At 54.8% G+C, this 23,718-nt stretch carries 21 protein-coding genes; all 21 read left to right on the forward strand.

The window, feature by feature from the left end; all coding sequences use genetic code 11:
• A partial coding sequence (gene leuO / locus ACOTXR_RS13420) for a transcriptional regulator LeuO (RefSeq protein ID WP_421767042.1) occupies positions 1–649 on the forward strand: 649 nt, incomplete at its 5' end.
• Positions 650–1,028: 379 nt separating this feature from the next.
• Positions 1,029–2,753 carry an acetolactate synthase 3 large subunit gene (ilvI, locus tag ACOTXR_RS13425; protein WP_045269087.1) on the forward strand — a complete coding sequence of 575 codons (1,725 nt, stop codon included), beginning with the start codon at positions 1,029–1,031 and terminating at the stop codon, positions 2,751–2,753.
• 1 nt (position 2,754) lies between these two features.
• Entirely contained in the window at positions 2,755–3,246 is a 492-nt protein-coding gene (gene ilvN, locus ACOTXR_RS13430; RefSeq protein WP_014882536.1) for an acetolactate synthase small subunit, read from the forward strand.
• Positions 3,247–3,425: 179 nt separating this feature from the next.
• Positions 3,426–4,433: a catabolite repressor/activator gene (cra, locus tag ACOTXR_RS13435; RefSeq protein WP_014168621.1), complete on the forward strand. Its 1,008-nt coding sequence runs from the start codon at positions 3,426–3,428 to the stop codon at positions 4,431–4,433.
• A 598-nt stretch (positions 4,434–5,031) separates the two neighbouring features.
• Complete coding sequence (mraZ, locus tag ACOTXR_RS13440; protein ID WP_014882537.1) at positions 5,032–5,490, forward strand: division/cell wall cluster transcriptional repressor MraZ; 459 nt, start codon at positions 5,032–5,034, stop codon at positions 5,488–5,490.
• Between the two features lie 2 nt (positions 5,491–5,492).
• Entirely contained in the window at positions 5,493–6,434 is a 942-nt protein-coding gene (rsmH, locus tag ACOTXR_RS13445; RefSeq protein WP_014882538.1) for a 16S rRNA (cytosine(1402)-N(4))-methyltransferase RsmH, read from the forward strand.
• On the forward strand, positions 6,431–6,796 hold the full coding sequence (gene ftsL / locus ACOTXR_RS13450; RefSeq protein WP_014068894.1) for a cell division protein FtsL: 366 nt from the start codon (positions 6,431–6,433) through the stop codon (positions 6,794–6,796). The genes rsmH and ftsL overlap by 4 nt, the downstream gene beginning before the upstream one ends.
• A gap of 15 nt (positions 6,797–6,811) precedes the next feature.
• Positions 6,812–8,578 (forward strand): peptidoglycan glycosyltransferase FtsI, encoded by a 1,767-nt coding sequence (locus ACOTXR_RS13455; RefSeq protein WP_014882539.1) that lies wholly within the window; start codon positions 6,812–6,814, stop codon positions 8,576–8,578.
• Positions 8,565–10,052 (forward strand): UDP-N-acetylmuramoyl-L-alanyl-D-glutamate--2,6-diaminopimelate ligase, encoded by a 1,488-nt coding sequence (murE, locus tag ACOTXR_RS13460; RefSeq protein ID WP_014882540.1) that lies wholly within the window; start codon positions 8,565–8,567, stop codon positions 10,050–10,052. The genes ACOTXR_RS13455 and murE overlap by 14 nt, the downstream gene beginning before the upstream one ends.
• Positions 10,049–11,407 (forward strand): UDP-N-acetylmuramoyl-tripeptide--D-alanyl-D-alanine ligase, encoded by a 1,359-nt coding sequence (gene murF / locus ACOTXR_RS13465; RefSeq protein ID WP_045134570.1) that lies wholly within the window; start codon positions 10,049–10,051, stop codon positions 11,405–11,407. Before murE ends, murF begins: the two co-directional genes overlap by 4 nt.
• Positions 11,401–12,483, forward strand: a complete 1,083-nt coding sequence (gene mraY / locus ACOTXR_RS13470) for a phospho-N-acetylmuramoyl-pentapeptide-transferase (RefSeq protein WP_008501985.1) — start codon at positions 11,401–11,403, stop codon at positions 12,481–12,483. Before murF ends, mraY begins: the two co-directional genes overlap by 7 nt.
• A 2-nt stretch (positions 12,484–12,485) precedes the next feature.
• On the forward strand, positions 12,486–13,802 hold the full coding sequence (gene murD, locus ACOTXR_RS13475; protein ID WP_047344026.1) for a UDP-N-acetylmuramoyl-L-alanine--D-glutamate ligase: 1,317 nt from the start codon (positions 12,486–12,488) through the stop codon (positions 13,800–13,802).
• The gene (gene ftsW, locus ACOTXR_RS13480) at positions 13,802–15,046 is read left to right on the forward strand and encodes a cell division protein FtsW (RefSeq protein WP_014882543.1); all 1,245 of its coding nucleotides are present in this window, start codon (positions 13,802–13,804) and stop codon (positions 15,044–15,046) included. Before murD ends, ftsW begins: the two co-directional genes overlap by 1 nt.
• Positions 15,043–16,107 (forward strand): undecaprenyldiphospho-muramoylpentapeptide beta-N-acetylglucosaminyltransferase, encoded by a 1,065-nt coding sequence (gene murG, locus ACOTXR_RS13485; protein ID WP_047625532.1) that lies wholly within the window; start codon positions 15,043–15,045, stop codon positions 16,105–16,107. The genes ftsW and murG overlap by 4 nt, the downstream gene beginning before the upstream one ends.
• Before the next feature lie 56 nt (positions 16,108–16,163).
• On the forward strand, positions 16,164–17,639 hold the full coding sequence (murC, locus tag ACOTXR_RS13490; protein ID WP_014882545.1) for a UDP-N-acetylmuramate--L-alanine ligase: 1,476 nt from the start codon (positions 16,164–16,166) through the stop codon (positions 17,637–17,639).
• The gene (locus tag ACOTXR_RS13495; protein ID WP_058690726.1) at positions 17,632–18,552 is read left to right on the forward strand and encodes a D-alanine--D-alanine ligase; all 921 of its coding nucleotides are present in this window, start codon (positions 17,632–17,634) and stop codon (positions 18,550–18,552) included. The genes murC and ACOTXR_RS13495 overlap by 8 nt, the downstream gene beginning before the upstream one ends.
• Position 18,553: 1 nt before the next feature.
• On the forward strand, positions 18,554–19,396 hold the full coding sequence (gene ftsQ / locus ACOTXR_RS13500) for a cell division protein FtsQ (protein WP_014882547.1): 843 nt from the start codon (positions 18,554–18,556) through the stop codon (positions 19,394–19,396).
• Positions 19,393–20,649: a cell division protein FtsA gene (gene ftsA / locus ACOTXR_RS13505; RefSeq protein WP_006173845.1), complete on the forward strand. Its 1,257-nt coding sequence runs from the start codon at positions 19,393–19,395 to the stop codon at positions 20,647–20,649. Before ftsQ ends, ftsA begins: the two co-directional genes overlap by 4 nt.
• Positions 20,650–20,712: 63 nt before the next feature.
• Positions 20,713–21,864 carry a cell division protein FtsZ gene (ftsZ, locus tag ACOTXR_RS13510; RefSeq protein WP_008501978.1) on the forward strand — a complete coding sequence of 384 codons (1,152 nt, stop codon included), beginning with the start codon at positions 20,713–20,715 and terminating at the stop codon, positions 21,862–21,864.
• A 101-nt stretch (positions 21,865–21,965) separates the two neighbouring features.
• Positions 21,966–22,883 (forward strand): UDP-3-O-acyl-N-acetylglucosamine deacetylase, encoded by a 918-nt coding sequence (gene lpxC, locus ACOTXR_RS13515; protein ID WP_014882548.1) that lies wholly within the window; start codon positions 21,966–21,968, stop codon positions 22,881–22,883.
• A 279-nt stretch (positions 22,884–23,162) separates the two neighbouring features.
• A complete protein-coding gene (gene secM / locus ACOTXR_RS13520; RefSeq protein ID WP_072205379.1) occupies positions 23,163–23,666 on the forward strand; it encodes a secA translation cis-regulator SecM in 504 nt (167 codons plus the stop codon).
• Positions 23,667–23,718 lie beyond the last annotated feature (52 nt).

Raw genomic sequence — 23,718 nt, forward strand, 5'->3', positions numbered from 1 at the left:
CCAGATCCGCGAAATTTTAATCAGCGAGTCAGCTTGGGAAGAAATGACCTGCTTATTCGCACCTTCCTTAGATAATTATCTGACATCTATTATTTATAATAAGGTTGAAGAGATTGCGCCGAATATTAATCTGGTGTTCAAATCATCCTTAAATCAAAACACAGAACACCAGTTACGTTACCAGGAAACCGAATTTGTTCTGGGATACGAAGAGTTCCGTCGCCCTGAATTTTCGTGCGTGCCGTTGTTTAAAGATGAAATGGTATTGGTTGCCAGTAAAAAACATCCACGATTGAATGCTCCGCTACGTGAAAGTGATGTTTATAGCGAACAACATGCCGTGGTTGCGCTCGACAGATATGCCTCATTTAGTCTGCCGTGGTACGACACAGCAGATAAACAGGCGAGCGTGGCATATCAAGGAATGGCAATGGTCAGCGTATTAAACGTCGTTTCCCAGACGCAGCTGGTGGCTATTGCACCGCGCTGGCTGGCGGAAGAGTTCTCTGACGCGTTAAATCTGCAAATTTTGCCTCTGCCGCTTAAGCTTAATAGCCGTACCTGTTATCTCTCCTGGCATGAAGCTGCAGGGCGGGATAAAGGGCATCAGTGGATGGAAGAATTACTTATCAGCATCTGCCGCCGTTAATCAGATCAGGATAAATTGCATCTTTGCATGTGGTTTATCCTGGTTTTGTTTTGTTAACTGCTATTTTATTCTGTTCTGAATCTTTTCTGGTGGTTGCCAGACCTGTAAAAATAGATGATTTCCTGAATCATCGCGCTTTTCAACGATGATTTATCATCTCCTCCTCTAATTACAGATGAATTAACCATATCCTCTGGCAATGTCTGTTTTTTCTGCTTTAACCGCCTCTTCGCTCTCCGGGTTTGCTAATTGCCTGCCTCATAACGAGCGGTTAAGGTAAGTATCACTCAGCTAATAGAAGACGGGTTCATCCCGATCGCAAGACGGTGCAGAAATGAATTCGGCGGTCCGTCTATAACAAAATGCCTGGAGGCAAAGCATGGAGATGTTGTCTGGCGCGGAAATGGTCGTCCGATCGCTTATCGATCAGGGCGTGAAACAAGTGTTCGGCTATCCTGGCGGCGCGGTCCTTGATATTTATGATGCACTGCATACGGTAGGCGGCATTGACCATATCCTTGTACGTCATGAACAGGCGGCGGTGCATATGGCTGATGGCCTGGCGCGTGCGACGGGGGAAGTGGGCGTGGTGTTAGTCACGTCGGGCCCCGGCGCGACAAACGCTATTACCGGCATTGCGACCGCGTACATGGACTCTATTCCGCTGGTGGTCCTCTCCGGGCAGGTGGCAACCTCACTGATTGGCTACGACGCATTTCAGGAGTGCGACATGGTCGGGATATCGCGTCCCGTTGTGAAGCACAGCTTCCTGGTCAAGCAAACCGAAGACATTCCTGGCGTGCTGAAAAAAGCATTCTGGCTGGCGGCAAGCGGACGTCCAGGACCGGTGGTGGTCGATCTGCCTAAAGATATCCTGAATCCGGCAAACAAGCTGCCTTATGTCTGGCCGGAATCGGTAAGCATGCGTTCTTACAACCCCACCACGCAGGGCCACAAAGGCCAGATCAAACGTGCGCTGCAGACGCTGCTGGCCGCTAAAAAACCGGTGGTCTATGTCGGCGGTGGGGCAATCAATTCTGCGTGTGAGCCACAGCTTCGTGAACTGATCGAAAAGCTCAATCTTCCTGTTGCGTCGTCGCTGATGGGACTCGGGGCGTTTCCCGCCACCCACCATCAGGCGCTGGGCATGCTGGGTATGCACGGTACCTATGAAGCCAACATGACGATGCATCATTCCGATGTGATCTTTGCCGTCGGCGTGCGCTTTGACGATCGTACGACCAACAATCTGGCGAAGTATTGCCCGAACGCCACGGTGCTGCACATTGATATCGACCCCACGTCGATTTCAAAAACGGTGTCGGCTGATGTGCCTATCGTCGGCGATGCCCGGCAGGTTCTGGAGCAAATGCTGGATCTGCTGACCCAGGAGAGCACGACTCAACCGCTGGATGAGATCCGCGACTGGTGGCTGCAAATTGAGCAGTGGCGCGCGCGCCAGTGTCTGAAATATGACACTCAAAGTGAGCATATTAAGCCTCAGGCCGTGATTGAAGCGGTCTGGCGACTGACGAAAGGCGACGCCTATGTCACTTCAGACGTGGGTCAGCATCAAATGTTCGCCGCCCTCTATTATCCCTTTGATAAACCGCGTCACTGGATCAATTCAGGGGGTTTAGGAACGATGGGCTTTGGTTTGCCTGCCGCGCTGGGCGTGAAGCTGGCACTGCCAAATGAAACCGTCGTCTGCGTGACCGGGGACGGCAGTATCCAGATGAACATTCAGGAACTTTCCACCGCGCTGCAATATGAGTTGCCGGTACTGGTGCTTAACCTCAACAACGGCTATCTCGGTATGGTGAAGCAGTGGCAGGATATGATCTACTCTGGCCGTCACTCTCAGTCATACATGCAGTCGCTGCCGGATTTTGTTCGTCTTGCTGAAGCTTATGGCCACGTGGGGATGCGGGTGACCGATCCCGCTTTGCTGGAATCGTCGCTCGCACAAGCGCTTGAGCAGGTTAAAAACAACCGCCTCGTCTTCATGGATGTCATCGTTGATGGGACCGAGCACGTTTATCCGATGCATATTCGCGGCGGTGGTATGGATGAAATGTGGTTAAGCAAAACGGAGAGAACCTGATATGCGCCGGATATTATCTGTATTGCTGGAAAACGAGTCTGGCGCACTGTCGCGCGTCATTGGGCTTTTCGCGCAGCGCGGCTATAACATAGAAAGCCTGACCGTTGCCCCCACGGACGACCCGACGCTGTCGCGTATGACGATTCAGACCGTTGGTGATGCCAAAGTGCTTGAGCAGATTGAGAAGCAACTGCATAAACTGGTTGATGTCCTGCGCGTGAGCGAGCTGGGGCAGGGGGCTTATGTTGAGCGTGAGGTCATGCTGGTAAAAATTCAGGCCAGCGGCTACGGGCGTGAAGAGGTCAAACGCAATGCGGATATTTTCCGCGGGCAGATCATTGACGTCACGCCTTCTCTTTATACGGTTCAACTGGTCGGGACCAGTGACAAGCTGGACGCTTTTCTGGCGTCCGTGCGGGATGTAGCAAAAATTGTTGAAGTGGCCAGATCGGGCGTTGTGGGTCTGTCACGCGGCGAGAAAATCATGCGTTAGTTGTCAAAAAGGTTCGCCTCTTTCTGCCCGGTCACCAAAGCCGGGCTTTTTTTTGCGTAATCAGCCAATAACGCAGATAAAAGCGGTTGCCGCGAAGGCTTTTCTGCGTTTAGATGTTAAAAGATTTAACCATAACCTTGACAGGGCCATGGACTCTTTTCTTTTTTTAAGGGGCAATTGTGAAACTGGATGAAATCGCCCGGCTAGCCGGCGTGTCACGAACAACGGCCAGCTATGTGATTAACGGTAAAGCAAAGCAGTACCGTGTCAGCGATAAAACCGTTGAAAAAGTTATGGCGGTGGTTCGTGAGCATAACTACCATCCGAATGCTGTCGCTGCCGGCCTGCGCGCCGGGCGCACCCGATCGATTGGTCTGGTGATCCCCGATCTGGAAAATACCAGCTATACCCGTATCGCCAACTATCTTGAGCGTCAGGCTCGCCAGCGCGGCTACCAGTTGCTGATTGCCTGTTCTGAAGATCAGCCGGACAACGAGATGCGCTGCATTGAACATCTGCTCCAGCGCCAGGTGGATGCCATCATTGTATCGACCTCCTTACCGCCAGAGCATCCATTCTACCAGCGCTGGGCGAACGATCCTTTCCCTATCGTTGCGCTGGATCGTGCGCTCGATCGCGAGCATTTCACCAGCGTAGTGGGTGCCGACCAGGATGATGCGGAAATGCTTGCCGCGGAGCTGAGAACCTTCCCTGCTGAAACGGTACTCTATCTTGGCGCATTGCCTGAACTTTCAGTGAGCTTCCTGCGTGAACAGGGGTTCCGAACCGCCTGGAAAGACGATCCGCGTGAAGTTCACTATCTCTACGCCAATAGCTATGAACGTGAAGCCGCTGCGCAGCTCTTTGAGAAATGGCTGGAAACGCACCCGATGCCCCAGGCGCTGTTCACGACATCCTTTGCACTCTTGCAGGGGGTGATGGATGTGACCCTGCGCCGTGAAGGTAAGCTTCCCTCCGACCTGGCTATTGCCACTTTCGGGGATAACGAGCTGCTCGACTTCCTGCAGTGTCCGGTGCTGGCCGTGGCACAGCGTCACCGTGATGTGGCTGAACGCGTACTGGAGATTGTTCTGGCGAGCCTGGATGAGCCGAGAAAACCGAAGCCGGGTCTGACACGTATCAAACGTAATCTCTATCATCGCGGAATTCTTAGCCGCCATAAATGAAATGACGGGGCGGTGAAAACGGCCCCTTATTGCGGGAATAATTCGCTGAGTTAATTCCCGCAATGAAATTAGGATAATTCCTGCAGGATCATAATCTCCTCATTTTCTTAATTCATTTTGGCTTTTAAACTGCCCTTTAAGGAGCCTGAAAGCGATTTTAAACCGCTATCTTTGTATTATTTTGTTACAAACCGGCTTCGGTCGATGAATATTCAGACGTTTTTCCTGGACCCTGACCAGCCAGCGTGGCAACGGCCGCCTTAACCACGCGTCTGAATGAATCTGGCGCTGTTATCCCCTGAGAATCTGTCATAAAATGCTGCCCGCGTCGCAAACTGACACTTTATATTTATCTGCGATGATATTGAGTGAGCTTTAACGCTAGTGTGCATATTCGGTTTTTTTCTTACAAATATTCATAACGTTAATTTTGCCTCGCCAGTTGTTCAGTTATTAGTCAGGTCTGTTTATCTCTGTAAATAGAGGGCTTTCGGGTCCTTATAGGGAGAGTCCTGGCTTGACAAGCTTTTCCCTCGCTCCGTAAACTCCTTTAGGTGGGAATTTGTGGGTTAAAGTGGTGAGGAGGGGTGAGACTGGCATGTTCCGTGGAGCTACGTTAGTCAATCTCGACAGCAAAGGGCGTTTATCGGTGCCAACCCGATACCGCGACCAGCTGATTGAGAACGCTTCGGGTCAAATGGTTTGCACCATTGACATCAACTCCCCCTGCCTGCTGCTTTACCCCTTACCCGAATGGGAAATTATTGAGCAAAAGCTGTCGCGACTGTCGAGCATGAACCCGCAAGAGCGCCGCGTACAGCGGCTGTTATTGGGACATGCCAGTGAGTGTCAGATGGATAGCGCCGGGCGATTACTGATTGCGCCTGTGCTGCGGCAACATGCCGGTCTGACTAAAGAAGTGATGCTGGTCGGGCAGTTCAACAAGTTTGAACTGTGGGATGAAACGACCTGGTATCAACAGGTCAAGGAAGATATCGACGCTGAGCAGTCCGATTCCGCAACTTTATCGGAACGGCTGCAGGACTTGTCTCTATAAATATGATGGAAAATTATAAACACAAAACGGTGTTACTGGATGAGGCCGTGAACGGCCTGAATATTCGTCCGGATGGCATCTACATTGATGGTACGTTTGGTCGCGGTGGTCACTCGCGTTTGATTCTCTCCCAGCTTGGAGAGGAAGGACGTCTGCTGGCAATTGATCGCGATCCGCAGGCGATTGCCGTTGCACAGACCATCAATGACCCTCGCTTTTCCATCGTGCATGGACCTTTCTCTGCGCTCGCGGATTATGTTGCCGAGCGCGGCCTGACGGGCAAGATCGACGGGATTCTTCTCGATCTTGGCGTCTCTTCACCACAGCTTGATGATGCTGAACGCGGTTTCTCCTTTATGCGCGATGGTCCGCTGGATATGCGTATGGACCCGACGCGCGGCCAGTCTGCTGCCGAATGGCTGCAGACCGCTGACGAAGCGGATATTGCATGGGTGATCAAAACCTTTGGCGAAGAACGTTTTGGCAAGCGCATTGCGCGCGCCATCGTTGAGCGCAACCGCGTTGAGCCCATGACCCGTACCAAAGAGCTGGCCGAAGTGATCGCGGCGGCGACGCCGGTGAAGGATAAGCACAAACATCCCGCGACCCGTACCTTCCAGGCGGTGCGCATCTGGGTAAACAGTGAACTGGAGGAAATAGAGCTGGCGCTAAAAAGCTCGCTCGACGTACTGGCCCCGGGTGGGCGGTTATCCATCATCAGCTTCCATTCGCTGGAAGACCGCATAGTGAAGCGCTTTATGCGTGAGCAAAGCCGCGGTCCTCAGGTTCCTGCGGGGTTGCCGATGACGGAAGAACAACTCAGGAAGCTGGGTGGTCGTCAGTTGCGAGCATTAGGCAAGTTGATGCCGGGCGAAGAAGAGGTGGCAGAGAATCCACGCGCCCGTAGTTCAGTGCTGCGAGTTGCAGAGAGGACGAACGCATGATCAGCAGAGTGACAGAAACCCTAAGCAAAGTTAAGGGATCGTTAGGAAGCAACGAGCGCCATGCCTTGCCTGGCGTGATCGGCGACGATCTTTTGCGGTTCGGGAAACTGCCACTCTGCCTGTTCATTTGCATCATTGTTACGGCAGTCACGGTGGTCACCACAGCCCACCATACACGTTTATTGACTGCGCAACGCGAGCAGATGGTACTGGAACGCGATGCGCTGGATATTGAATGGCGAAATCTGATCCTTGAAGAAAACGCGCTCGGCGATCACAGCCGGGTTGAACGGATCGCAACGGAAAAGCTGCAACTGCAGCATGTTGATCCTTCCCAGGAAAATATCGTAGTACAAAAATAAGGGAAAACGCGACGCATGAAAGCAGCGGCAAAAACGCTAAAACCAAAACGTCAGGAAGAACAGGCCAACTTTGTCAGTTGGCGTTTTGCGTTGCTTTGCGGCTGCATTTTACTGGCGCTGGGTTTCCTGCTGGGACGTGTGGCGTGGTTGCAAATCATCGCCCCTGACATGCTGGTACGTCAGGGGGATATGCGCTCTCTGCGTGTGCAGGAAGTGTCGACATCACGTGGGATGATCACTGACCGTTCTGGTCGCCCGCTGGCCGTGAGTGTGCCAGTAAAAGCGATTTGGGCCGACCCGAAAGAGCTGCACGACGCTGGTGGCATTACGCTGGACAACCGCTGGAAAGCGCTGTCAGATGCCCTGAAAATGCCGCTGGATCAGCTGGCTTCCCGCGTTAACGCCAACCCGAAAGGGCGTTTTATCTATCTGGCGCGTCAGGTTAACCCTGACATGGCGGACTACATTCGTAAACTGAAGCTGCCGGGCATACATCTGCGTGAGGAATCCCGTCGTTATTATCCGTCCGGCGAAGTAACCGCTCACCTCATCGGCTTCACTAACGTCGACAGCCAGGGGATTGAGGGCGTTGAAAAAAGCTTCGATAAGTGGCTCACCGGCCAGCCGGGCGAGCGCATTGTGCGTAAAGACCGCTATGGGCGCGTCATCGAAGATATTTCCTCTACGGACAGCCAGGCGGCACACAACCTGGCACTGAGTATCGACGAGCGCTTGCAGGCGCTGGTTTATCGCGAGCTGAACAACGCCGTAGCGTTCAACAAAGCGGAGTCTGGCAGTGCCGTGCTGGTTGATGTCAGCACCGGCGAAGTGCTGGCGATGGCTAACAGTCCGTCCTACAACCCGAATAACTTTACCGGTACCGCAAAAGATGCGATGCGTAACCGGGCAATTACCGACGTGTTCGAACCTGGCTCCACGGTGAAACCGATGGTGGTGATGACGGCGCTTCAGCGCGGCATCGTCAATGAAAACACGGTTCTGAACACGATCCCTTACCGTATCAACGGCCACGAGATTAAAGACGTGGCGCGCTACAGCGAATTGACCCTGACCGGGGTGTTACAGAAGTCGAGTAACGTCGGTGTTTCAAAGCTGGCGTTAGCGATGCCGTCCTCAGCGTTAGTAGAGACTTACTCACGTTTTGGACTGGGAAAGGCGACCAATTTGGGGTTGGTCGGAGAACGCAGTGGCTTATATCCTCAAAAACAACGGTGGTCTGACATAGAGAGGGCCACCTTCTCTTTCGGCTATGGGCTAATGGTAACGCCGTTACAGTTAGCGCGAGTCTACGCAACGATTGGCAGCTATGGCGTCTATCGCCCGCTGTCGATTACCAAAGTTGATCCACCGGTTCCGGGCGAGCGTATCTTCCCGGAATCCATCGTTCGTACCGTTGTGCACATGATGGAAAGCGTGGCGCTGCCCGGCGGCGGCGGCGTGAAGGCGGCGATCAAAGGCTATCGCATTGCCATTAAAACCGGTACAGCGAAAAAGGTGGGGCCAGACGGCCGCTACATCAACAAATACATTGCCTATACCGCAGGCGTAGCGCCTGCAAGCAATCCGCGTTTTGCGCTGGTGGTCGTCATAAACGATCCACAGGCGGGTAAATACTACGGCGGCGCCGTCTCCGCGCCTGTGTTCGGAGCTATCATGGGCGGCGTGTTACGTACCATGAATATTGAACCGGATGCGCTGGCGACGGGCGAAAAAAGTGAATTTGTAATTAATCAAGGCGAGGGTACAGGTGGCAGATCGTAATTTGCGCGACCTTCTCGCTCCGTGGGTGCCAAATGCACCGGAGCGAGCACTGCGAGAGATGGTACTGGACAGCCGCGTTGCGGCTTCTGGCGATCTTTTTGTGGCGGTGGTCGGTCATCAGGCGGACGGGCGTCGTTATATCCCGCAGGCGATTGCGCAAGGTGTTGCTGCCATTATTGCTGAGGCCAAAGATGAGGCAACCGACGGTGAGATCCGTGAAATGCACGGTGTGCCGGTTATCTATCTCAGCCAGTTGAATGAACGTCTCTCTGCTCTGGCAGGACGTTTTTATCACGAACCTTCCGACCAGCTGCGTCTGGTTGGCGTGACGGGCACGAACGGAAAAACCACCACCACGCAGCTGATGGCGCAATGGGCCCAGTTGCTGGGTGAAACCGGCGCGGTAATGGGCACCGTGGGTAACGGCCTGCTGGGCAAAGTTAGCCCAACGGAAAACACCACCGGCTCGGCAGTTGACGTACAGCATGTTCTTGCCGGTCTGGCAGGGCAGGGGGCAACCTTTGCTGCGATGGAAGTTTCTTCGCACGGTCTGGTACAGCATCGTGTTGCGGCGCTGAAGTTTGCCGCCTCTGTGTTTACCAACCTGAGTCGCGATCATCTTGATTATCATGGTGATATGGAGCATTACGAAGCCGCGAAATGGCTGCTGTTCTCGACTCACCATTACGGACAAGCCATCATCAACGCCGATGATGAAGTCGGTCGCCGCTGGCTTGCGAAGCTGCCAGACGCGGTTGCGGTGTCGATGGAAGACCATATCAATCCCAACTGCCACGGCCGCTGGCTGAAGGCCGTTGACGTTAACTATCACGACAGCGGGGCGACGATCCGCTTTGCCTCTTCATGGGGCGAAGGTGAAATTGAAAGTCGCCTGATGGGCGCATTTAACGTCAGCAATCTGCTGCTGGCGCTGGCGACGCTGCTGGCGCTGGGCTACCCAATGGCTGAATTGCTGAAGACCTCGGCACGTCTGCAGCCTGTTTGCGGTCGTATGGAAGTGTTTAGCGCGCCGGGCAAACCGACCGTGGTTGTCGATTATGCCCACACGCCGGATGCGCTGGAAAAAGCGCTGGAAGCGGCCCGCCTGCACTGTACCGGTAAACTGTGGTGCGTCTTTGGCTGCGGCGGCGATCGCGATAAAGGCAAACGTCCACTGATGGGCGCCATTGCGGAACAGTTCGCGGATATTCCGGTAGTAACCGATGACAACCCGCGTACGGAAGAGCCGCGCGCCATCATCAACGACATTCTGGCGGGCATGCTGGACGCCGGTCGCGCCCGCGTGGTGGAGGGCCGTGCGGAAGCCGTGACCAACACCATCATGCAGGCCAAAGAAAATGATGTGGTTCTGCTGGCAGGTAAAGGCCACGAAGATTATCAGATTGTTGGCAATCGTCGTCTGGACTACTCCGACCGCGTAACGGCAGCGCGTCTGCTGGGAGTCGTCGCATGATTAGCATCACCTTAAGCCGGGCCGCTGCGGTACTGCACGGCGAACTGTTGGGTCCAGATCTGACCATTGACGCGGTAACCACCGACACCCGCAAAGTGACCGCGGGTTGTCTGTTTGTGGCGCTGAAAGGCGAGCGTTTTGACGCGCATGATTTTGCCGGGCAGGCTAAAGAAAACGGCGCTGGCGCGCTGCTGGTCAGCCGTAAACTCGATATCGAACTGCCGCAAATTGTAGTGAAAGATACGCGTCTCGCCTTCGGTGAACTGGCCGCCTGGGTTCGTCAGCAGGTGCCAGCTCGCGTTGTCGCGCTAACCGGATCATCAGGCAAAACGTCAGTGAAAGAGATGACGGCGGCGATCCTCAGCCAGTGCGGCAATACACTTTATACCGCGGGCAACCTCAATAATGACATCGGCGTGCCGATGACATTACTTCGCCTGACCAACGAACATGAATTTGCGGTGATCGAGTTAGGAGCAAACCACCAGGGGGAAATCGCCTGGACCGTGAGCCTGACGCGCCCGGAAGCGGCGCTGGTGAATAACCTGGCGGCGGCACATCTGGAAGGCTTTGGCTCGCTGGAAGGCGTGGCGAAAGCGAAAGGCGAGATCTACACCGGTCTGCCCGCTGACGGTATTGCCATTCTCAATGCCGACAACAACGACTGGCTGAACTGGCAGAACATCATTGGCTCGCGTAAAACCTGGCGCTTCTCGCCGAATGCGGCCAACAGTGATTTTACCGCGACCAATATTCATGTGACGTCGCACGGTACAGAGTTCACGCTCACGACCCCAACGGGTGACGTAGACGTGCTGTTACCGCTGCCGGGTCGCCATAACATCGCCAATGCGCTTGCGGCTGCGGCGTTGTCGACGGCCGTGGGCGCGTCGCATGAGGCGATTAAAACCGGGCTGGCAACGTTAAAAGCCGTGCCGGGACGCCTGTTCCCGATCCCGCTTGCGGAAAACAAGCTGCTGCTGGATGACTCTTATAACGCGAACGTTGGCTCAATGACGGCGGCGGTGCAGGTGTTATCTGAAATGCCGGGCTACCGCGTCATGGTGGTCGGCGATATGGCCGAGCTGGGCGACGAAAGCGAAGCCTGTCATATCCAGGTCGGGGAAGCGGCGAAAGCGTCAGGGCTGGACTGTGTGCTGAGCGCAGGAAAACTGAGCGAGGCGATTAGCCGTGCCAGCGGCGTTGGCGAACATTTTGCCGATAAAGCTGCGTTGATTGAGCGCCTGAAGGCGTTGATTACAGAAAAACAAATTGTGACTGTGTTAGTGAAAGGTTCACGTAGTGCCGCCATGGAAGAGGTTGTGCACGCATTACAGGAGAACGGGACATGTTAGTTTGGCTGGCCGAACACTTGGTCAAATATTATTCAGGCTTTAACGTCTTTTCCTATCTGACGTTTCGTGCCATCGTCAGCCTGCTGACTGCGCTGTTCATCTCATTGTGGATGGGCCCGCGCATGATTGCCCGTCTGCAAAAACTCTCTTTCGGCCAGGTGGTGCGTAACGACGGTCCTGAGTCGCACTTCAGTAAACGCGGTACGCCGACCATGGGCGGGATTATGATCCTGACTGCAATCGTTGTCTCCGTGCTGCTGTGGGCGTATCCGTCTAACCCATACGTCTGGTGCGTGCTTACCGTGCTGGTGGGCTATGGGATCATTGGTTTTGTGGATGATTACCGCAAAGTCGTTCGCAAAGATACTAAAGGCCTGATTGCCCGCTGGAAGTACTTCTGGATGTCGGTGATCGCGCTTGGTGTGGCCTTCGCGCTCTATCTAGCAGGAAAAGACACGCCCGCGACCGAGCTGGTGGTGCCGTTCTTTAAAGACGTCATGCCGCAGTTGGGGCTGTTCTATATCCTGCTGGCCTACTTTGTGATCGTCGGAACCGGCAACGCCGTCAACCTGACCGATGGCCTGGATGGTCTGGCCATTATGCCAACCGTCTTTGTGGCGGCCGGTTTTGCACTGGTGGCGTGGGCGACCGGTAACATGAACTTTGCTAACTACCTGCACATCCCTTATCTGCGACACGCGGGTGAGCTGGTGATCGTCTGTACGGCGATTGTCGGCGCGGGGCTGGGCTTCCTGTGGTTCAACACCTATCCGGCGCAGGTCTTTATGGGCGACGTCGGTTCTCTGGCGCTGGGCGGCGCGCTGGGCATCATCGCCGTGCTGCTGCGTCAGGAGTTCCTGCTGGTGATCATGGGCGGTGTGTTTGTGGTCGAGACCCTGTCGGTGATTTTGCAGGTCGGCTCCTTTAAGCTGCGCGGTCAGCGCATCTTCCGTATGGCACCGATTCACCACCACTATGAACTGAAAGGCTGGCCGGAGCCGCGCGTGATTGTGCGCTTCTGGATTATTTCGCTGATGCTGGTGCTGATTGGCCTGGCAACGCTGAAGGTACGTTAATCATGGCAGATTACCAGGGCAAAAAAGTCGTTATCATCGGGTTGGGCCTTACCGGCCTTTCCTGCGTGGACTTTTTCCTTGCGCGTGGCGTGACGCCGCGCGTGATGGATACGCGTGTCTCTCCGCCGGGTCTGGACAAGCTGCCGGAACAGGTTGAGCGCCACCTTGGTGGTCTGAATGATGACTGGCTGCTGGCCGCCGATCTGATTGTCGCCAGCCCGGGGATGGCGCTGGCGCACCCTTCACTCAGCGCTGCGGCTGATGCGGGGGTGGAGATTGTCGGTGATATCGAGCTGTTCTGCCGTGAAGTGCAGGCGCCCGTTATTGCGATTACCGGTTCTAATGGTAAAAGCACCGTCACCACTCTGGTGGGCGAAATGGCGAAAGCCGCAGGTATGAACGTCGGCGTGGGCGGTAATATCGGTCTGCCCGCACTGATGCTGCTGGACAAAGGCTGCGAGCTGTATGTCCTTGAGCTTTCCAGCTTCCAGCTGGAAACCACCTCCAGCCTGCGCGCAGCTGCCGCGACGATCCTTAACGTGACCGAAGATCATATGGACAGGTATCCATTTGGTCTTCAGCAGTACCGCGCCGCCAAGCTGCGCGTGTATGAAAATGCCAAAGTCTGCGTGGTTAACGCCGATGATGCGCTGACCATGCCGGTGCGCGGCGCGGACGATCGCTGCATTAGCTTCGGTATCACCATGGGGGATTATCATCTGAACCGTCAGTTGGGTGAAACCTGGCTGCGCGTGAAAGGTGAGAAAGTGCTGAACGTGAAAGAGATGAAGCTCTCCGGCCAGCATAACTACACAAATGCTCTGGCAGCACTGGCGCTGGCGGATGCTGTTGGCCTGCCGCGCTCTTCCAGCCTGAAAGCGTTAACCACGTTTTCCGGTCTGGCGCACCGTTTCCAGCTGGCGCTGGAGCACAACGGCGTGCGCTGGATTAACGACTCCAAAGCCACCAACGTGGGAAGTACGGAGGCCGCGCTGAACGGTCTGCATGTTGACGGTACCCTGCATCTGCTGTTGGGCGGTGACGGCAAATCCGCTGATTTCTCCTCCCTGAAGCCGTACCTTTCAGGCGATAACATCCGCCTGTACTGTTTCGGTCGTGACGGCAGCGAGCTGGCTCAATTACGCCCGGAGATTGCCGAGCAAACTGAAACGATGGAACAGGCGATGCGGCTGATCGCCCCGCGCGTGAAGCCGGGGGATATGGTGCTGCTCTCTCCAGCGTGCGCGAGTCTCGATCAGTTTAAGAATTTCGAACAGCGTGGCGATATCTTTACTCGCCTGGCGAAGGAGTTAGGCTGATGCGTTTATCTCTCCCTCGCCTGAAAATGCCGCGCCTGCCAGGATTTGGAATTCTGGTGTGGCTGTTTGCGGCACTGAAAGGCTGGGTGATGGCTTCGCGGGAAAAAGACTCCGATAGCCTGATTATGTACGACCGCACCCTGTTCTGGCTTACGCTGGGGCTGGCGGCGATCGGCTTTATCATGGTGACCTCGGCCTCGATGCCCGTCGGACAGCGTCTGGCTAACGATCCTTTCCTGTTCGCCAAGCGTGACGGGCTGTACATCATTCTGGCGTTCTGTCTGGCGCTGGTGACGCTTCGTCTGCCGATGGCGTTCTGGCAGCGGCACAGTACGGCGATGCTGATTGCGTCAATTATCATGCTGCTGATCGTACTGGTTGTCGGGAGCTCCGTTAACGGGGCATCGCGCTGGATTGCGTTTGGCCCGCTGCGTATTCAGCCGGCCGAATTCACCAAGCTTTCGCTGTTCTGCTACCTGGCGAACTACCTGGTGCGTAAGGTCGACGAAGTGCGTAATAACCTTCGCGGCTTCTTAAAACCGATGGGCGTAATTCTGGTGCTCGCGATCCTGCTGCTGGCGCAGCCTGACCTCGGTACCGTGGTGGTGCTGTTTGTCACGACGCTGGCGATGCTTTTCCTGGCAGGGGCCAAGCTGTGGCAGTTCATCGCCATCATCGGAATGGGGATTTCAGCGGTAGTGCTGCTGATCCTCGCCGAGCCTTACCGTATCCGCCGTGTGACCTCGTTCTGGAACCCATGGGAAGATCCGTTCGGCAGTGGTTATCAGCTGACGCAGTCGCTGATGGCGTTTGGTCGCGGTGAGGTTTGGGGGCAAGGGCTGGGTAACTCGGTACAGAAACTGGAGTATTTACCGGAAGCGCACACTGACTTCATCTTCTCCATTATTGGGGAAGAACTGGGTTATATCGGTGTGGTATTGGCGCTATTAATGGTATTCTTCGTCGCTTTCCGCGCCATGTCGATTGGCCGAAAAGCGCTGGAGATCGATCACCGCTTCTCAGGTTTCTTAGCCTGTTCAATTGGTATCTGGTTTAGCTTCCAGGCACTGGTTAACGTCGGCGCCGCAGCGGGTATGCTGCCGACCAAAGGTCTGACGTTGCCGTTGATCAGTTATGGTGGTTCGAGCCTGTTGATCATGTCGACGGCCATTATGTTTTTGTTACGCATAGATTATGAGACGCGTCTGGAGAAAGCCCAGGCGTTTACACGAGGTTCACGATGAATCAACCGAAGCGGTTAATGGTGATGGCAGGCGGTACCGGCGGACATGTGTTCCCGGGGCTGGCGGTTGCGCACCATTTAATGGAGCAGGGCTGGCAGGTACGCTGGCTGGGAACCGCAGACCGCATGGAAGCCGATCTGGTACCGAAGCACGGTATTGAGATCGACTTTATTCGTATTTCCGGCCTTCGTGGCAAAGGTCTTAAGGCGCTGCTGCTGGCTCCGGTGCGTATTTTTAACGCCTGGCGTCAGGCACGCACCATCATGAAGCGTTTTAAGCCTGATGTGGTACTGGGCATGGGTGGCTACGTCTCTGGCCCAGGCGGGTTGGCTGCGTGGTCACTAGGTATTCCCGTCGTACTGCATGAGCAGAACGGTATTGCCGGTCTGACCAACAAGTGGCTGGCGAAAATCGCCACCAAAGTTATGCAGGCGTTTCCCGGTGCGTTCCCGAAAGCTGACGTGGTGGGTAACCCGGTGCGTGTGGATGTGCTGGCGCTGCCGCTGCCGGACACCCGCCTGACGGGGCGTGAAGGACCGGTACGCGTTCTGGTTGTGGGCGGCTCTCAAGGGGCGCGCATTTTAAACCAGACGATGCCGCAGGTGGCTGCAAAGCTGGGTGATGCCGTGACCATCTGGCATCAAAGCGGGAAAGGCGCGCAACAGACCGTTGAGCAGGCTTACGCCGCTGAAGGCCAGCCGCAGCACAAAGTGACCGAATTTATTGACGATATGGCTGCAGCCTATGCCTGGGCCGATGTCGTGGTTTGCCGCTCTGGCGCACTGACGGTAAGCGAAATCGCTGCCGCCGGTTTGCCCGCGGTGTTTGTCCCGTTCCAGCATAAAGACCGACAGCAGTACTGGAACGCGCTGCCGCTTGAGAAAGCCGGTGCGGCGAAGATATTTGAACAGCCACAATTTACCGCCGACGCGGTCGCCACTACCCTGGCGGGCTGGAACAGAGATGCATTGCTGGAGATGGCACAACGCGCGCGCGCGGTGGCAATCCCGGATGCGACAGAACGGGTGGCAAAAGAAGTGAGCCTGGCAGCCCAGGCTTAACCCTCGCAGCGCGTGTTGCGCTGCACGAATTTTAAGTAGTCGATGGCGTTTAGAGAATGAATACACAACAACTGGCAAAACTGCGTTCAATCGTGCCCGAGATGCGTCGCGTCCGGCACATTCACTTTGTTGGCATCGGTGGTGCTGGCATGGGCGGTATTGCCGAAGTGTTAGCTAACGAAGGTTATCAGATCAGCGGGTCTGACCTGGCGCCAAACCCTGTTACGCAGCAACTGGCGTCGCTTGGGGCGACTATCTATTTCAACCATCGCCCTGAAAACGTGCGCGATGCAAGCGTGGTGGTGGTATCGAGCGCTATCTCCTCTGACAACCCGGAAATCGTTGCCGCGCATGAAGCGCGCATTCCGGTGATCCGCCGTGCTGAAATGTTGGCGGAACTGATGCGTTTTCGTCACGGCATCGCGATTGCCGGGACCCACGGTAAAACCACGACGACTGCGATGGTTTCCAGTATTTATGCCGAAGCGGGTCTCGACCCGACGTTCGTCAATGGCGGTCTGGTCAAAGCCGCAGGCGTGCACGCGCGTCTGGGTCACAGCCGTTACCTGATTGCGGAAGCAGATGAGAGCGATGCGTCGTTCCTGCATCTGCAGCCGATGGTGGCGATTGTCACCAATATCGAAGCCGACCATATGGATACCTACCAGGGCGACTTTGAGAATTTAAAGCAGACCTTTATCAACTTCCTGCACAACCTGCCGTTTTATGGCCGCGCGGTGATGTGTGTGGATGACCCGGTCATCCGCGAACTGCTGCCGCGTGTGGGGCGTCAAATCACCACTTATGGCTTCAGTGAGGATGCTGACGTTCGCGTGGAAGAGTACAAACAGGTTGGTGCGCAGGGGCATTTCACGCTGGCGCGTCAGGACAAAGAGCTGCTGCACGTTACGCTGAATGCGCCAGGGCGTCATAACGCCCTCAACGCCGCAGCGGCGGTGGCGGTGGCGACAGAAGAAGGCATCGATGATGAAGCGATCCTGCGCGCCCTGGAAAGCTTCCAGGGCACTGGCCGTCGTTTCGATTTCCTCGGTGAATTCCCGCTGGAGGCAGTAAACGGTAAAGCCGGCACCGCTATGCTGGTGGATGACTACGGCCACCATCCAACCGAAGTGGACGCGACCATCAAAGCTGCACGCGCTGGCTGGCCTGAAAAAAATCTGGTCATGATCTTCCAGCCGCACCGCTATACGCGCACCCGCGATCTGTATGACGATTTCGCCAGCGTACTGTCGCAGGTGGATACGCTGCTGATGCTGGATGTTTATGCAGCGGGCGAAACTCCGATTCCGGGGGCTGACAGTCGTTCTTTGTGTCGCACGATTCGCGGACGCGGTAAAGTTGACCCTATTTTGGTTTCTGACCCGGTACAGGTGGCGGAAATTCTGGCACCGGTGCTGACCGGTAACGATCTGATTCTGATTCAGGGTGCGGGAAATATCGGCAAAATCGCCCGTACCTTAGCTGAAATCAAACTGAAGCCGCAAACTCAGGAGGATGAGCATCATGGCTGATAAGATTGCTGTCCTGTCTGGCGGCACGTCCGCCGAGCGCGAGGTTTCTCTGAATTCCGGCGCTGCCGTACTGGCTGGTCTGCGTGAAGGGGGCGTCAATGCGCACCTGGTCGATCCAAAAGAGGTCGACGTCACGCAGTTAAAAACAATGGGCTTCGATAAAGTCTTTATCGCATTACATGGCCGTGGCGGAGAAGACGGAACCCTGCAGGGGCTTCTGGAGTTGATCGGCATGCCGTACACCGGCAGCGGCGTGATGGCGTCTGCCATCTCTATGGATAAACTGCGCAGTAAGTTACTGTGGCAGGGCGCGGGGCTACCGGTTGCACCGTGGGTGGCGCTGACGCGTCGCGAATTTGAATTGGGCCTGTCGGACAGCGTTAATACACGCATTGCGGCACTGGGCTTACCGGTTATTGTAAAGCCGAGCCGGGAAGGGTCGAGCGTAGGAATGTCAAAAGTCGATAAAGCTGAAGATTTAGCGTCGGCTTTAGCATTGGCATTTCAACACGATGAAGAAGTTCTGATTGAAAAATGGCTCAGCGGGCCGGAATTTACCGTCGCGATGCTTGGCGAAGAAATTTTACCGTCAATTCGCATCCAACCCGCCGGAGTCTTCTATGATTATGAGGCGAAGTATCTCTCTGATGAGACGCAATATTTCTGCCCTTGTGGTCTGGAAGCTGAGCGTGAAGCGGATTTACAGTCCCTGGTGCTTAAAGCCTGGAATATTCTTGGGTGTCGCGGCTGGGGACGCATTGATGTGATGCAGGACAGTGACGGGCAATTTTACCTGCTGGAAGCCAATACCTCTCCGGGAATGACCAGCCATAGCCTTGTGCCGATGGCTGCGCGTCAGGCAGGAATGAGCTTCTCTCAGTTAGTCGTACGTATTCTGGACCAGGCGGGCTGATATGTCTCAGGCTGCATTGAACACGCGCAACCGCGATGACGAAGAAGAATATGCTTCTTCACGCCGGAGTAATGGAACGCGTCTTGCAGGGATTATTTTCTTGCTCGGGGTGCTGTGCACCGTGTTTATCAGCGGCTGGATGGTGCTGGGCTGGATGGAAGATGCGCAGCGGTTGCCGCTGTCAAAGCTGGTGGTGACCGGCGAGCGTCACTACACGCGTAACGATGATATTCGCCAGTCAATTCTGGCGCTGGGATCGCCCGGCACCTTTATGACTCAGGACGTCAATATTATTCAGAGTCAGATTGAACGTCTGCCCTGGATAAAACAGGCGAGTGTCAGAAAGCAATGGCCTGATGAATTGAAGATTCATCTGGTTGAATATGTGCCCATTGCGCGTTGGAATGATCAGCACATGGTTGACGTAGACGGAAATTCCTTCAGCGTCCCATCCGATCGTGTCAACAAGCAAAATTTACCGATGTTGTATGGCCCTGAAGGTAGCGAAAACGAAGTCTTGCAGGGTTTTCGTGAAATGGGTCAGGTGCTGGCGAAGGACAGGTTTACGTTAAAAGATGCTGCAATGACGGCGCGCCGCTCCTGGCAGCTTACGTTGACGAACGGCATTAAGCTCAACCTGGGGCGCGGCGACACAATGAAACGTCTGGCGCGTTTTGTAGAACTTTACCCGGTTTTACAGCAGCAGGCGCAGACGGACGGCAAACGGATAAGCTACGTTGATTTGCGCTATGACTCAGGCGCAGCAGTCGGTTGGGAGCCGGCTCCGGTCGAGGAACCTAATCAGCAACAGAATCAGGCACAGGTACAGGCAGAACAACAATGATCAAGGCGACGGACAGAAAACTGGTAGTTGGACTGGAGATTGGCACCGCTAAGGTTGCCGCTTTAGTAGGGGAAGTTCTGCCCGACGGTATGGTCAATATCATTGGCGTGGGCAGTTGCCCGTCCCGTGGTATGGATAAAGGTGGGGTAAATGACCTTGAGTCGGTGGTGAAATGCGTGCAGCGCGCCATCGATCAGGCTGAATTAATGGCGGATTGCCAGATTTCTTCTGTCTATCTGGCCCTTTCTGGCAAGCACATCAGCTGCCAGAACGAAATCGGTATGGTGCCGATTTCCGAAGAAGAAGTGACGCAGGAAGACGTTGAAAACGTGGTGCATACAGCGAAGTCCGTGCGCGTGCGCGATGAACATCGTGTACTGCACGTGATCCCGCAGGAATATGCGATCGACTATCAGGAAGGGATCAAAAACCCGGTCGGTCTGTCTGGCGTGCGTATGCAGGCAAAAGTGCACCTGATCACATGTCACAACGATATGGCGAAGAACATTGTAAAAGCCGTTGAACGTTGTGGCCTGAAAGTTGACCAACTTATTTTCGCCGGTCTGGCGGCAAGTTATTCCGTGCTGACCGAAGACGAACGTGAACTCGGTGTCTGTGTGGTCGATATTGGTGGTGGTACAATGGACATGGCTGTCTATACAGGCGGTGCGCTGCGCCACACCAAAGTGATCCCTTATGCCGGGAACGTTGTGACCAGCGATATCGCATACGCTTTTGGTACGCCACCGAGCGATGCAGAAGCGATTAAAGTGCGCCACGGCTGTGCGCTGGGTTCAATTGTTGGCAAAGATGAGAGCGTTGAAGTGCCGAGCGTGGGCGGTCGTCCGCCGCGCAGCCTGCAACGTCAGACGCTGGCAGAGGTGATTGAGCCGCGTTATACCGAGCTGCTCAACCTGGTCAACGAAGAGATTTTACAGTTACAGGAACAGCTTCGTCAGCAAGGTGTGAAACATCATCTCGCGGCGGGGATTGTATTAACCGGCGGGGCAGCGCAAATTGAAGGTCTTGCGGCCTGCGCTCAGCGCGTGTTCCATACGCAGGTGCGTATTGGTGCGCCGCTGAATATTACCGGTTTAACGGATTATGCTCAGGAGCCGTACTATTCGACGGCTGTGGGCCTGCTCCACTACGGGAAGGAATCTCATCTCAGTGGTGAAGCAGAAGTGGAAAAACGCGTTTCAGTGGGGTCGTGGGTCAAACGACTGAACAACTGGCTGCGAAAAGAGTTTTAATTTTTTTAAGAGACCGGAGAGAATTAGCGGTCTCGGGCGACAGGCACAACGGAGAGAGAAATTATGTTTGAACCTATGGAACTGACCAACGACGCGGTGATTAAAGTCATCGGCGTCGGTGGCGGCGGCGGTAACGCCGTAGAGCATATGGTGCGTGAACGCATTGAAGGTGTTGAATTCTTTGCAGTTAACACCGATGCGCAGGCACTGCGTAAAACAGCAGTTGGCCAGACTATCCAGATCGGCGGTGGCATCACCAAAGGGCTGGGCGCTGGGGCAAACCCGGAAGTCGGTCGCAACGCGGCTGAAGAAGATCGTGAAGCCCTGCGTGCTGCACTGGAAGGTGCGGACATGGTCTTCATCGCAGCAGGTATGGGCGGCGGTACGGGTACCGGTGCAGCACCTGTTGTCGCAGAAGTCGCTAAAGATTTAGGTATCCTGACCGTTGCTGTCGTGACCAAGCCTTTCAACTTTGAAGGCAAGAAGCGTATGGCTTTCGCGGAGCAGGGTATCACCGAACTGTCCAAGCATGTGGACTCACTGATCACCATCCCGAACGACAAACTGTTGAAAGTTCTGGGTCGCGGTATCTCCCTGCTGGACGCCTTCGGCGCGGCAAACGACGTGCTGAAAGGCGCGGTTCAGGGTATCGCCGAACTGATTACCCGTCCTGGCCTGATGAACGTTGACTTTGCAGACGTTCGTACCGTGATGTCCGAAATGGGCTACGCGATGATGGGCTCTGGCGTGGCAAGCGGTGAAGACCGTGCAGAAGAAGCGGCTGAAATGGCTATCTCTTCTCCACTGCTGGAAGATATCGACCTGTCTGGTGCGCGCGGCGTGCTGGTCAACATTACCGCTGGCTTTGACCTGCGTCTGGATGAGTTCGAAACCGTGGGTAACACTATCCGTGCGTTCGCCTCTGACAATGCCACCGTGGTAATTGGTACGTCTCTCGACCCGGAAATGAACGACGAGCTGCGTGTAACTGTTGTTGCCACCGGTATCGGTATGGATAAGCGTCCTGAGATCACCCTGGTGACCAACAAACAGACTCAGCAACCGGTAATGGATCGTTACCAGCAGCACGGTATGTCTCCTCTGACTCAAGAGCAGAAACCGGCCGCGAAAGTGGTGAACGACCCAACGCCGCAAACGGCGAAAGAGCCAGATTATCTGGATATCCCGGCGTTCCTGCGTAAGCAAGCTGACTAAGAATTGGCTGGAATTTGGGGATTTGCGCTCTTTGTGCTAAACTGGCCCACCGTTAGTGATATACACTTTCGGTTGGATAGTTAATTTGGCGAGATTATACGATGATCAAACAAAGGACACTTAAACGTATCGTTCAGGCGACGGGTGTCGGTTTACATACCGGCAAGAAAGTCACACTGACGTTACGCCCTGCGCCGGCCAATACCGGGGTCATCTATCGTCGCACCGACTTGAATCCACCGGTAGATTTTCCGGCCGATGCCAAATCTGTGCGTGATACTATGCTCTGTACTTGTCTGGTGAACGAGCATGACGTGCGGATTTCTACCGTAGAGCACTTGAACGCCGCCCTGGCGGGTCTGGGTATCGACAACATTATGGTTGAAGTCGATGCGCCAGAAATCCCGATTATGGATGGCAGTGCTGCTCCGTTCGTTTATCTGTTGCTGGATGCCGGCATCGAAGAACTGAACTGCGCGAAGAAATTTGTTCGCATCAAAGAGACCGTTCGTGTCGAAGATGGCGACAAGTGGGCTGAATTCAAACCGTACAATGGTTTCTCGTTGGACTTTACCATCGACTTTAACCATCCGGCGATTGATGCCAGCACCCAACGCTATGCGATGAACTTCTCTGCTGATGCGTTTATGCGCCAGATTAGCCGCGCACGTACGTTTGGCTTCATGCGTGATATCGAATATCTGCAGTCCCGCGGCTTGTGCCTGGGCGGCAGCTTCGATTGTGCCATCGTTGTTGACGATTATCGCGTACTGAACGAAGACGGCCTGCGTTTTGAAGACGAATTCGTGCGTCACAAAATGCTGGATGCGATCGGCGACCTGTTTATGTGTGGTCATAACATCATTGGTGCATTCACCGCGTTTAAATCCGGTCATGCACTGAACAACAAACTGTTGCAGGCAGTCCTGGCAAAACAGGAAGCCTGGGAATATGTGACCTTTGAAGACGAAGCGGAACTGCCGCTGGCCTTCAAAGCACCAAGCACGGTTCTGGCTTAACGGTTCACACCGTTTCGTAAAAAATCGACTGGTTAACCTGGTACTCTCTCCGACCAGGAAGACCAGTCGTTTTTATTTTTACCCGTCTTCGTTTGCCTCAGCATTCTCTCTTGTTTGTCTTGCGCAGAAAATGTGTGCGTTAGCTGCATTCTTGACCGTTTTTCCCTGCAACGATGCCTCATTCCTGCTGTTGTGTAGCGGCATTAGTGGTAATATCTGGGCGCTTAAAAAAAATAACTGAATTTAGCCTGTAACTGGCGGGCTTATGTGGTGGAGCAAGTGAGCGTAATACTGACGCGCTGGCGACAATTTGGCAGACGATACTTCTGGCCGCATCTCTTATTGGGGATGGTCGCGGCGAGTCTCGGCTTGCCTGCGCTCAGCAACAGTGCCGAAGCGGCGACGCCAGCGAAAACCTCCACAACCAAACACGATCTCAACACGCGGGTTAACTTTACTAACCTCGCGTGGCTTGAAGCCAGTCGTCGCCCGAATTTCTCCGTTGATTACTGGCACCAGCACGCTATCCGCACGGTCATTCGTCATCTGTCATTTGCGATGGCGCCGCAGACAATGCCTGTTGCCGAAGAGACGTTGCCGGTACAGGCACAGCACCTTGCCCTGCTGGATACGCTCAACGCGTTGCTCACGCAGGACGGCCAGCCGCCGGTCATGGTTCGCCAGACGGCGCAAACTGTGCTCACTCCGCCAGTCTCATTCTCTGTATCAACCTGGATTAGCCAGGCCCACGGCATCCGCGCCGGGCCGCAACGCCTCAGCTAAATTAACTTTTTCAATACCTTAATTTATCTGCCCACGATGGGGCGTTTGAGAA

It is taken from the genome of Enterobacter cloacae complex sp. IR53030, from assembly GCF_049238365.1.
In the GTDB taxonomy this organism is placed as follows: Bacteria; Pseudomonadota; Gammaproteobacteria; order Enterobacterales; family Enterobacteriaceae; genus Enterobacter; species Enterobacter kobei.

Excerpts from the sequence above, each read along its gene's own strand:
- ftsA (WP_006173845.1), top strand. The coding sequence starts at position 19,393 with ATGATCAAGGCGACGGACAGAAAACTGGTAGTTGGACTGGAGATTGGC.
- murF (WP_045134570.1), top strand. The coding sequence starts at position 10,049 with ATGATTAGCATCACCTTAAGCCGGGCCGCTGCGGTACTGCACGGCGAA.
- rsmH (WP_014882538.1), top strand. The coding sequence starts at position 5,493 with ATGATGGAAAATTATAAACACAAAACGGTGTTACTGGATGAGGCCGTG.
- mraY (WP_008501985.1), top strand. The coding sequence starts at position 11,401 with ATGTTAGTTTGGCTGGCCGAACACTTGGTCAAATATTATTCAGGCTTT.
- ACOTXR_RS13495 (WP_058690726.1), top strand. The coding sequence starts at position 17,632 with ATGGCTGATAAGATTGCTGTCCTGTCTGGCGGCACGTCCGCCGAGCGC.
- ilvN (WP_014882536.1), top strand. The coding sequence starts at position 2,755 with ATGCGCCGGATATTATCTGTATTGCTGGAAAACGAGTCTGGCGCACTG.
- ftsL (WP_014068894.1), top strand. The coding sequence starts at position 6,431 with ATGATCAGCAGAGTGACAGAAACCCTAAGCAAAGTTAAGGGATCGTTA.
- ftsW (WP_014882543.1), top strand. The coding sequence starts at position 13,802 with ATGCGTTTATCTCTCCCTCGCCTGAAAATGCCGCGCCTGCCAGGATTT.
- ftsQ (WP_014882547.1), top strand. The coding sequence starts at position 18,554 with ATGTCTCAGGCTGCATTGAACACGCGCAACCGCGATGACGAAGAAGAA.
- ilvI (WP_045269087.1), top strand. The coding sequence starts at position 1,029 with ATGGAGATGTTGTCTGGCGCGGAAATGGTCGTCCGATCGCTTATCGAT.
- ftsZ (WP_008501978.1), top strand. The coding sequence starts at position 20,713 with ATGTTTGAACCTATGGAACTGACCAACGACGCGGTGATTAAAGTCATC.
- murD (WP_047344026.1), top strand. The coding sequence starts at position 12,486 with ATGGCAGATTACCAGGGCAAAAAAGTCGTTATCATCGGGTTGGGCCTT.
- ACOTXR_RS13455 (WP_014882539.1), top strand. The coding sequence starts at position 6,812 with ATGAAAGCAGCGGCAAAAACGCTAAAACCAAAACGTCAGGAAGAACAG.
- murC (WP_014882545.1), top strand. The coding sequence starts at position 16,164 with ATGAATACACAACAACTGGCAAAACTGCGTTCAATCGTGCCCGAGATG.
- murG (WP_047625532.1), top strand. The coding sequence starts at position 15,043 with ATGAATCAACCGAAGCGGTTAATGGTGATGGCAGGCGGTACCGGCGGA.
- lpxC (WP_014882548.1), top strand. The coding sequence starts at position 21,966 with ATGATCAAACAAAGGACACTTAAACGTATCGTTCAGGCGACGGGTGTC.
- mraZ (WP_014882537.1), top strand. The coding sequence starts at position 5,032 with ATGTTCCGTGGAGCTACGTTAGTCAATCTCGACAGCAAAGGGCGTTTA.